Here is a 3409-nt window from a genome sequence, read left to right as displayed (position 1 = left end):
GTCGCGTCGGCGATCATGTCGGCGAGAATGTCCTGAGCCAACTGCGGTTTGGTCATGAACTCCACGCCAGCGGGGATGCCGAGCGCCGCACGGTCCCCGGCGTCGGCGAGTTGCTCTTCCGGCACATAAATACGGGCACCGACCAGCGCGTGCCCACCCGAGGTCGCGTACGAGCAGTAGACCGTGTTCACACCATTGGCGACCCGGCCCGCGCAGCCCATGTACTGCCGTTTGGTGCCAGCGGTGCGCTTACCTTGCTTTTCCTGACCTGACTCATCCAGTGCCCCTACCCGCAATGGCTGATCCCCCAACTGCTCGACCACGAACCGCCGTACCACCCCCTGGACCTGATCGTGGTCCCAGACCGCCTGATTGAGCAGCCGCTGCATCCGATCCGGCGTGCGGTCCCCGGCATGCTCGGCAAGGGTCCATGCGTTCTTCCTCGGCAGGTCACTCATCAACCCGATCAGGTACTTCCTGGCCTGCCCAAACGGTTCCGCCCGTGCGAACCATGGCCGCAACCTGCCGTGCAGCACGCCCAGGTTCGCCACCGCCCGCTCACCCCGGTCTTCCCGCGCTGGGGCTTATCTGGCCGGATCAAGTCAGGATCGCCTGGCGGGTGGCGTACCTCGACGGAGTCGAAGCAGAACTCCGCAACCGGGTTCCCGTGGTGCGACCAGGCCCGTGACCGGGTCAGGGTCATGACCTCGGTCATGCCGTGGGGCATGGCCTTGTAGGTCTGCGGGACCGGGTACATCGGGACGCCGGTCCTGCGTTCAAGCCGTTGGCGGACGGGTTCGCCGGACCACTCGTCGTAGTCGATCTCGGCGACGCGCTGCAGGCCGGTGTCTGCGGTGATGTCGTCCTCGATCACGTCGTAGTCGATGACCTCACCCGGCGTGGTGGTGATCCAGCCCTGTTCGACCCAGCGGGAGACCTTGCCGTCGGTGTGCTCGTCGAGGAACGTCACCCCGGCCTCGGGCAGCCAGAACCGCCACAGCGCCGAGACGTGCCCGTCGATGCCGTCGGGGACGATCAGACAGAACGCCGTCAGGTCCAGCTTCGAGGCGAGGTCGAGGCCGCCCCAGGCGGATTGTTTGGCGTGGCGTTCGCGTAGCCGGCGGGGATGGTCGACCGGCGTGCCCGCGCAGAGCAGGTAGAGGTGCATCGGCATCCACCGCGTCGACTGGGCCACCCACTGGTTGAGCCGGTACTGCCGGAACGCGTTCTCCTTCCCCGGGTCATTGCGTGCCTCGAGCGCCTCCTCCCGCAGTGCAGCGAGGGAGAGGAAGTCGCCGAGCGCAGGGTTGGAGTGAAACCAGTTCGCCTCGTCCCACGGGTCGGTGTCCTCGGGCAGATTGCGCAGGTAGACGAACCGGTGCGGCGCCCGCGTCGGGTCGTCGGCGATCTTGACGCACTCGTCGTGCTCGGCCTTCGCAAAGCTGGACGGGTCGTCTCCGGCGGTGGTCGCGGCGAGCAGCAGCGGTTCGAGGCGGGTGCCCATGCCGTTGCGCATGGCGTTCCAGAAGTCGCCGTTGGGCTGGGTCAGGACCTCGTCGAAGATCACGCACGACGGGTTGGACCCGAGGTTACCCAACGCGTCCGACGGCACAACGGCGTAGACGGAGTTGGTTTTCTCGTCGACGATGCGGGCGGAGTGCTCGATCACCCGCAACCGCCGCGACAACACCGGGGACAACTGCACCATGCGGGCGGCGACTTTGAACACCAGCTTGGCCTGGTCGGTGTCGCGGGCGCAGCCGTAGATCTCCGCGGACTCCACCCCGTCCCCACACAGCATGTACAGCGCGACGAAGGCGAGGAGTTCGGACTTGCCGTTCTTGCGGGCCAGCTCGATCCACCCGATGCGGAACCGCCGCACGTAGCACTGGGCCTCCTCGTCCCAGCGGACTTCGCCGAACAGTGGCCGGACGATGCCGTCCCGCTGCCAAGGGAACAGCAGGAAGGGTTTGCGGGCCCAGCGATCTTTGGTGTGGACGCAGATTTCGTGGCAGAACGCGATCGCGTGGTCGGCGCGAGGTTTGGCACGTGTGGTCGCCGCGTTGGCGGCACGTTCTGCCATCGAAACTGCGTCCGCACTCCGGCAGCCCCGTGCCCGTGGTTCGGGTTCGAGGTGTGCGGGCCTTCGGGCTACCGGAGCGACGTCGTGGTGGCGTGGCCGGCGGGCTAGCTGAGGAGGCGGCCCGCGGCGCCGGTGTGGTCGTCACGGTTCACCTCGACCTTGATCGACTGACGATCAGACGGGGTTAACCCGAACCGGGAGGCGAACGTCAGGAACGTCCGTTCGGCCTCCGCCTGGATCTGCAACGCCGGGTTCTTCATCAGGCCCGACCCGCCCTGCACCAGCAACGCAGAGCCGTTAACCAGCTGGGTCGCTGACTTGTAGCGGGCGAGGGCCTCGCACAGGACTAGGAACGCGTCGGTATCCCACGCCGTGAGGACACCACTCGCTTCCAGCCCGGGAGCGAGCCGTTCCCAGATCCCGCGCGCTTGGCCGCTGGCCCAGTCCGGGCAGGTGATGTCGCTGGTCGGCGGGACGGGTTCGGCGTCGTTGATCCGGTCTTTGCGGTCACCGTGCAGGATGCGCAGGGCGGTGGGCTTGGCATCGGGGCCACGCTTACCCACTTCAACCCCCACAAATTAAGAAAGTGTCACCCGTTATGCAAGAATTCTCATTCCAGTCATGAGAAAAAATCTATTGGGATGACTATTATCGACAGAAACGTTACTAGGTGAACGTTACCGAGTCACCGCTAACGTTACCGTTAGCGGCTAACGTTAGCGTTAGCCGCTGGGCGTCACCGTTAACCCTGGTGGGGGCAGTGCACGGGAGGCTGAATCTTACGGCTCCCAAGCATAATTAACCCAATTGGACTAACGTTATCCAGAACCGTGTTGGACTGCCCTACCCGCGTTCTTCCGCCATTGCGAAGGCGCTACGCTTCTCGACACATCGGTCACGCCGATGAGTAGTCAAGCCACGCTCAGCTTCACCTGTGACCGGCCTGGGGAAGGGGCCGGTAACGCCGCCTCGCCCCTGTTGTGACATCGGGCGGCGCAACACAGATGGGAGCTCAAGTTGGGTGACGACTGCGACGGTGACAAGCCGACTGGAAGCGAGAGCGATCAGCCGGACGACGAGCCCAACGGGAAGTGCTGGCGGGCACTTGCCCGTTGGAGCCCTGTCATCACCGTGGTAACGCAGCTGGTGGTTCTCACCGGAGATGCACTCCACCTGCTGCGTAGGTAGCGGTTAGGTGGTCTGAGGTTCCCCCCGAGCGGTGGACAGTGGGTTAAGCAGCTTTCGCTGCACCTGTCAGGGATTGCTCGTAGCACACAGGACTGATCATCCCGATAGAGGAATGTCGGCGATTAGTGTTGTACCACT

The 3409-nt window shown here is 64.9% G+C and carries 3 protein-coding genes; all 3 read right to left on the bottom strand.

The features are described 5' to 3' along the window. Positions 1-458 (bottom strand): transposase (locus JWQ81_RS08140; RefSeq protein WP_297539221.1); only part of this gene is annotated, 458 nt, incomplete at its 3' end. Positions 459-466: 8 nt separating this feature from the next. Further along, positions 467-2083, bottom strand: coding sequence for a terminase TerL endonuclease subunit (locus JWQ81_RS08135; protein ID WP_297539219.1), 1617 nt, complete (start codon positions 2081-2083; stop codon positions 467-469). Positions 2084-2187: 104 nt separating this feature from the next. Then, a complete protein-coding gene (locus JWQ81_RS08130) occupies positions 2188-2646 on the bottom strand; it encodes a phage terminase small subunit P27 family (protein WP_297539217.1) in 459 nt (152 codons plus the stop codon). Between the last annotated feature and the right edge of the window lie 763 nt (positions 2647-3409).

The organism is Amycolatopsis sp., assembly GCF_025464955.1.
In the GTDB taxonomy this organism is placed as follows: domain Bacteria; phylum Actinomycetota; class Actinomycetes; order Mycobacteriales; family Pseudonocardiaceae; genus Amycolatopsis.
The sequence above is the reverse complement of the archived record's forward strand: the minus strand, read 5'-3'. Positions and strand labels throughout refer to the sequence as shown.

Excerpts from the sequence above, each read along its gene's own strand:
- JWQ81_RS08135 (WP_297539219.1), bottom strand. The coding sequence starts at position 2,083 with ATGGCAGAACGTGCCGCCAACGCGGCGACCACACGTGCCAAACCTCGC.